The following is a 5,600-nucleotide window of genomic DNA, read 5'->3' on the forward strand; positions in this document are numbered from 1 at the left end:
TACGCGCGGAGGCGGCACGGGTGGCTGGCGGCGCGGCGCGGCGCTGGCACTGCTTGCCCTGCTCGCGGCCTGCGCCGCGCCGCCGCCACCCGAGCCGCCGCTGTCCTACCCGCCCGCGGCGCGGGAGAGGATGCTGCGGATCGCGCAGGCGGAATGGGAGGAATGGGGCCGGCAGGGCTCGGAGGAGCCGCCGCGCGCCGCGGAGGCCGATGCCGCGAACTTCCCGCGCGTGCTGGCCTATTGGCGCGCCGTCCCGGACGGTGCGGGCGCGATCGCGCGCAACCGCGTACTCTATCGCGAAGGCAGTCCCGATCTGTGGCGGGACCCCGCATGGTCGGCCGCCTTCGTCTCCTTCGTGCTGCGCGGCGCGGGGGTGGATGCGCGGGAATTCCCGCCTTCGGCCGCGCATGCCTTCTACCTCGACGCGCTCATTGCCGACGCGGCGCGCTTCCCCGCGACCGCGCCCTTCCTGCCGCATGACGTCGCGGCGCGCGCCCCGGCGGTGGGGGACCTGGTCTGCGCCGATCGCTCCGCCGCGCCGCTCGCCTCCTGGCGCGACCGCGCGGCAGACCAGGGGCGCTTCCGGCCCATGCATTGCGACATCGTGCTGCACGTGGCATCGGGACGCATCGAGGCGGTCGGCGGCAATGTCCGCGACGCGGTCACGCTGTCCCGCTTCCCGACCGACGCGGCGGGGCGGCTGCTGCCCCGCCCGCGAGGCGAGCCGCAATGGCTCGCCGTGTTCGAGAACCGCCTGGGGCGATTGCCGCCCTGGGCGCCACCACCGGAACCCCGGAGTCCTGGATCGTGACCGACCTGTTCGCCCCCTTCACGCTGCGCGGCGTCACGCTGAAGAACCGCATCGGCGTGTCCCCCATGTGCCAGTATTCCTGCCGCGACGACGGCCTGCCGACGGACTGGCACCTCGCGCATCTCGTCTCGCGCTCGGTCGGCGGGGCCGGGATGGTGATGGTGGAAGCCTCCGCCGTCGTGCCCGAGGGCCGCATCACGCCCGCCGATGTCGGCATCTGGTCCGACGCCCACATCGCGCCGCATGCGCGCCTGGCCGCGGGCATCGCGGCGACCGGCGGCGTGCCGGCGATCCAGATCGCCCATGCCGGGCGCAAGGCGTCGCGCGAAGCACCCTGGGGCAGCGGGCCTGCGGTGCCTGGCTGGACCTGCCTCGCGCCGTCCGCCGAGGCCTTCGAGGGCTTCGCCGTCCCCCACGCCATGACGGAAGCGGAGATCGGCGCCACCGTCGCCGCCTTCGTCGCGGCGGCGAAGCGCTCTGTGCAGGCGGGCTACCGCATCATCGAGCTGCACGGCGCGCATGGCTACCTGATGCACCAGTTCCTCAGCCCGATCAGCAACCGGCGCAACGATGCCTGGGGCGGGGATTTCGAGGGGCGCTCGCGCATCGTGCGGGAGACGGCGGCCGCGGTGCGCGCCGCGATCCCTGACGACGTGATGCTGTGGCTGCGCATCTCCCACACCGACTGGGTCGAGGGCGGCTGGACGACGGAGGAGAGCGTCGAGCTCTCTCGCCGCGTGAAGGCGCTCGGCGTCGATGTGGTCGATGTCTCCTCGGGCGGCCTTGATGCGGGGCAGAAGATCCCGCTCGGGCCGGGCTACCAGGTGCCGGGGGCGGAAGCGGTGAAGGGCGGCGCGGGCGTCCCCGTCGCGGCCGTGGGCATGATCACGGAGCCGGAGCAGGCGCAGGCGATCCTGACGGAAGGGCGCGCCGACCTGATCCTGCTGGCGCGCGTGCTGCTGCGCGAACCCTATTGGCCCATGCGCGCGGCAGCGGCGCTTGGCCGTGCCGACGCGCTCGGCATCCCGCCGCAATACGACCGCGGCTGGAACACGCTGGCGAAGTGGACGATGGACCGCGCGATCGCCGCGCCGATGCATCCGATCGTGTGACCTGCGCTGGGGAGAGGCCGCCGCCCTCCCCGCGCCCGTCTGCTAGGCTCCGCCCAACGTCATCGGGAGGACACGCCATGTTTCGCGCGCTTGCCGCCGCCTGCTGCCTGTTCGCCGCCGTCGCGCAGGCACAGGACGCCTTCCCCAGCCGCCCGGTCACGCTGATGGTCGCCTATCCGCCCGGCGGCAACACGGACCTGATGGCGCGGGCGCTGCAGCCCGAACTCTCCCGCGCGCTCGGCCAGACGGTGGTGGTGGTGAACCGCGGCGGGGCGGCGGGCACCATCGGCAGCGCGGAACTCGCCCGCGCGCGGCCGGACGGCTACACGATCGGGATCACGCCGAACAACCCGGTCACGGCGCAGCCGCACGCCATCGCGCTGACCTACGGGCTCGACAGCTTCCGCTTCCTCTGCCGCGTCTACGACAATCCGCAGGTCGTCATCCTCGGCCGCAACGCGCCGTTCCGGGACTTCCAGGGGCTCGTCGCCCATGGCCGCACGGCGCGGGAGGCGCTGGTCTATGGCGCGCCGGGCAATGCCAGCACGCAGCACATCCTGATGGCCGCGCTGATGAAGCGCGCGGAGGTCGAGGCGCTGATGGTCTCCTTCACCGGCGCGGGGCCGATGAGCCAGGCGGCGCTCGGCGGGCAGATCATGGCCTTCGTCGAGGCGTCGTCCATCGCCGCCTCCACCGGCCTCACGCCCATCGCGACGCTGACCGCTGAGCGCCTGCCGCACCTGCCGGAGGTGCCGACGGTGGGCGAACTCGGCTTTCCCGTGCAGGGCAGTTCCCATGGCGGGCTGATCGCGCCGGCGGGCATCCCCGACGCGGCGGCGGCGGCGATCGAGCGCGCCTGCGAGGCGGCGGTGGCGAGCGAGGGCTTCCGCACCACGGCGCAGCGGCTTGCCTCGGTCCCGGCCTTCCTGCCGGGGACGGCGTTCCGCGAGACCTTCGCGGCCGAAAGCGCCGCGAACCAGACCGTGCTGCGCGACCTGGGTCTCGCGCGGTAGCGCGATATCCGGTCAGATCGCATGGCCACGAGCCGACACGCGGACCGAGAAGGAACCCACCCATGCCTGCCTATTTCGTCGTGAACATCACCGTCCGCGACCCCGCGAAGTTCGAGGCCTACCGCCAGGCCGTCCCGGCGGCGATCGCGAAGTTCGGCGGTCGCTACCTGGTCCGCGGCGGCGCGGTCGAGGTGATGGAGGGCGACCCCGGCCTGGACCGCGTCGTCATCCTCGAATTCCCCGACGCGGCGGCCGCGCGCGCCTTCTACACCAGCGAGGAGTACGCGCCGCTGCTCGCCCTGCGCCTGTCCGCGGCGGACGGGACCATGGCGCTGGTCGAGGGCCTGCCCGCGTGACCATCGACGCCCTGGCCCCCTGGTACCCCTGGGTGAAGTCCATGCACCTGCTGGGGGCCTTCGCCTGGATGGCGGGGCTGTTCTACCTGCCGCGGCTCTACGTGTATCACTGCCAGGTGGCGGCGGGGTCGGCACAGTCCGAATTGTTCAAGGTGATGGAGCGCCGGCTGCTGCGCGCCATCATGAACCCGGCGATGATCTGGACCTGGGGCTTCGGACTGGTGCTGGTGCTGACGCCCGGCGTCGCGGACTGGGGGTCGGTGTGGTGGTGGGGGAAGATCCTCGGCCTTGCCACCATGACCTGGGTGCACATGGACCTGGCCGTGGCGCGCAAGCGGTTCGAGCGGGACGCGAACACCCGCAGCGAGCGCGGCTGGCGCATCATGAACGAGGTCCCGACGCTGGCGCTGATCCTGATCGTGGTGATGGTCATCGCGAAGCCGTTCTGACGCGCGGCAGGGGTCGCGCCGGCGGGCGGGCACGCGTCCGTGCGCGCCATCCGGGACCGGGGGCGCAGATCGCCGGTTGACGGACGCCCCCCGCCTCCATAGGTTCGGGCGACTTCCCGCACGCGTCGCGGGGCCTCCGGCTCCACGCCGCCAACTCCTTCCTTCCTTTCGGGACTTCGCCCAACGCGCCATGAAGGCGCGGACCCGGGCGGACAGGGTGCATGCGCGCGGGTCCCCGCGCCGCCTCGCCCACGGGAACGTCCCGGCCAATCCCCTTCCCTCGGACGTCGTCCAGACCCCATGCATCTCTCAGAACTCAAGTCGAAAAGCCCCGCCGACCTCCTCTCCTTCGCCGAGGAAGTGGGCGTCGAGAACGCGTCCATCCTGCGCAAGCAGGACATCATGTTCGCTATTCTCAAGACGCTCGCCGAGAACGACCAGGCGATCTACGGGGAAGGCACGCTCGAGATCCTGCCCGACGGGTTCGGCTACCTGCGCAGCCCGCAGGCGAACTTCCTGCCCGGGCCGGACGACATCTACGTCTCCCCCGCCCAGGTGCGCCGCTTCGCACTGCGCACGGGCGACACGGTGGAAGGCCAGATCCGCGCGCCGAAGGACGGGGAACGCTACTTCTCCCTGCTCAAGCTGAACGCGATCAACTTCGAGCCGCCCGAGGCGCTGAAGCACCGCATCAACTTCGACAACCTTACGCCGCTGTACCCGAACCGGCGGCTCAAGATGGAGAACCCCGAGGTCGAGAGCGTCGCCAAGGGCCCGACCAAGGACAACACCCATCGCGTCATCGACCTGATCGCGCCGATCGGCATGGGCCAGCGCGCGCTGATCGTCGCCCCGCCGCGCACCGGCAAGACCGTGATGCTGCAGAACATCGCGAAGTCGATCACGGCGAACAACCCCGACGTCTTCCTGATGGTGCTGCTGATCGACGAGCGGCCCGAGGAAGTGACCGACATGGCGCGCACCGTGCGCGGCGAAGTCGTCGCCTCCACCTTCGACGAGCCCGCGACGCGCCACGTGCAGGTGACGGAGATGGTGCTCGAGAAGGCCAAGCGCCTGGTCGAGCACAAGCGCGACGTCGTCATCCTGCTCGATTCCATCACGCGCCTGGGGCGCGCCTACAACTCCGTCGTGCCGTCCTCGGGCAAGGTGCTGACGGGCGGTGTCGACGCGAACGCGCTGCAGCGGCCGAAGCGCTTCTTCGGCGCGGCGCGCAACATCGAGGAAGGCGGCAGCCTCACCATCATCGCCACCGCGCTGATCGACACGGGCAGCCGCATGGACGAGGTGATCTTCGAGGAGTTCAAGGGCACCGGTAACTCGGAAATCGTCCTGGACCGCAAGCTGTCCGACAAGCGCACCTTCCCGGCGATCGACATCACCAAGTCCGGCACCCGCAAGGAAGAGCTGCTGGTCGACCGCGCGACGCTGGCGAAGATGTGGGTCCTGCGCCGCATCCTGAACCCGATGGGCACGCAGGACGCGATGGAGTTCCTGCTCGACAAGCTGAAGTACAGCAAGACGAACCAGGACTTCTTTGACGCGATGAACACCTAACGGCGTTCATCGCATCCGCATCGTCGGACACGCCCGCGGCGTGACGCCATGAACACCTGCGGGTGTTCATGGCAACCGCATCGCCGGGCAAGTCTTCGGCGTGACGCGATGGACGGGCCGCCGGCATTCGCGGCAGGGCCCTGGGCCTACCGCGGCAAGGGCCGCAATCGCTCGATCGCCCGCGCCAACGCCGTATCGGCGCCGCGGTCATCCCCCGCCGCCAGCGCCTGCGCCGCGGCCGCCATCCGCTCGCCCGCCGGCTGGATCCGAAGAGCGGAGGACTG

General features: G+C 71.3%; 6 protein-coding genes. All 6 read left to right on the forward strand.

Features of this window, described 5'->3' with window-relative positions:
• On the forward strand, nucleotides 1-811 hold an 811-nt coding region (locus tag HW577_RS26645; RefSeq protein ID WP_332837766.1), incomplete at its 5' end, for a DUF2272 domain-containing protein.
• Complete coding sequence (locus HW577_RS19605) at nucleotides 808-1,923, forward strand: NADH:flavin oxidoreductase/NADH oxidase (protein WP_198377816.1); 1,116 nt, start codon at nucleotides 808-810, stop codon at nucleotides 1,921-1,923. The genes HW577_RS26645 and HW577_RS19605, both read left to right, overlap by 4 nt.
• Before the next feature lie 77 nt (nucleotides 1,924-2,000).
• Nucleotides 2,001-2,936 (forward strand): tripartite tricarboxylate transporter substrate binding protein, encoded by a 936-nt coding sequence (locus HW577_RS19610; RefSeq protein WP_198377817.1) that lies wholly within the window; start codon nucleotides 2,001-2,003, stop codon nucleotides 2,934-2,936.
• Between the two features lie 62 nt (nucleotides 2,937-2,998).
• The gene (locus tag HW577_RS19615; protein ID WP_198377818.1) at nucleotides 2,999-3,292 is read left to right on the forward strand and encodes a DUF1330 domain-containing protein; all 294 of its coding nucleotides are present in this window, start codon (nucleotides 2,999-3,001) and stop codon (nucleotides 3,290-3,292) included.
• Complete coding sequence (locus HW577_RS19620) at nucleotides 3,289-3,741, forward strand: CopD family protein (protein WP_198377819.1); 453 nt, start codon at nucleotides 3,289-3,291, stop codon at nucleotides 3,739-3,741. The genes HW577_RS19615 and HW577_RS19620 overlap by 4 nt, the downstream gene beginning before the upstream one ends.
• 300 nt (nucleotides 3,742-4,041) lie before the next feature.
• Nucleotides 4,042-5,316, forward strand: coding sequence for a transcription termination factor Rho (rho, locus tag HW577_RS19625; RefSeq protein WP_198377820.1), 1,275 nt, complete (start codon nucleotides 4,042-4,044; stop codon nucleotides 5,314-5,316).
• Nucleotides 5,317-5,600: the final 284 nt, after the last annotated feature.

The sequence above is a fragment of the Neoroseomonas rubea genome, assembly GCF_016106015.1.
GTDB classification, from domain to species: Bacteria; Pseudomonadota; Alphaproteobacteria; order Acetobacterales; family Acetobacteraceae; genus Neoroseomonas; species Neoroseomonas rubea.

Excerpts from the sequence above, each read along its gene's own strand:
- HW577_RS19610 (WP_198377817.1), top strand. The coding sequence starts at position 2,001 with ATGTTTCGCGCGCTTGCCGCCGCCTGCTGCCTGTTCGCCGCCGTCGCG.
- HW577_RS19615 (WP_198377818.1), top strand. The coding sequence starts at position 2,999 with ATGCCTGCCTATTTCGTCGTGAACATCACCGTCCGCGACCCCGCGAAG.
- rho (WP_198377820.1), top strand. The coding sequence starts at position 4,042 with ATGCATCTCTCAGAACTCAAGTCGAAAAGCCCCGCCGACCTCCTCTCC.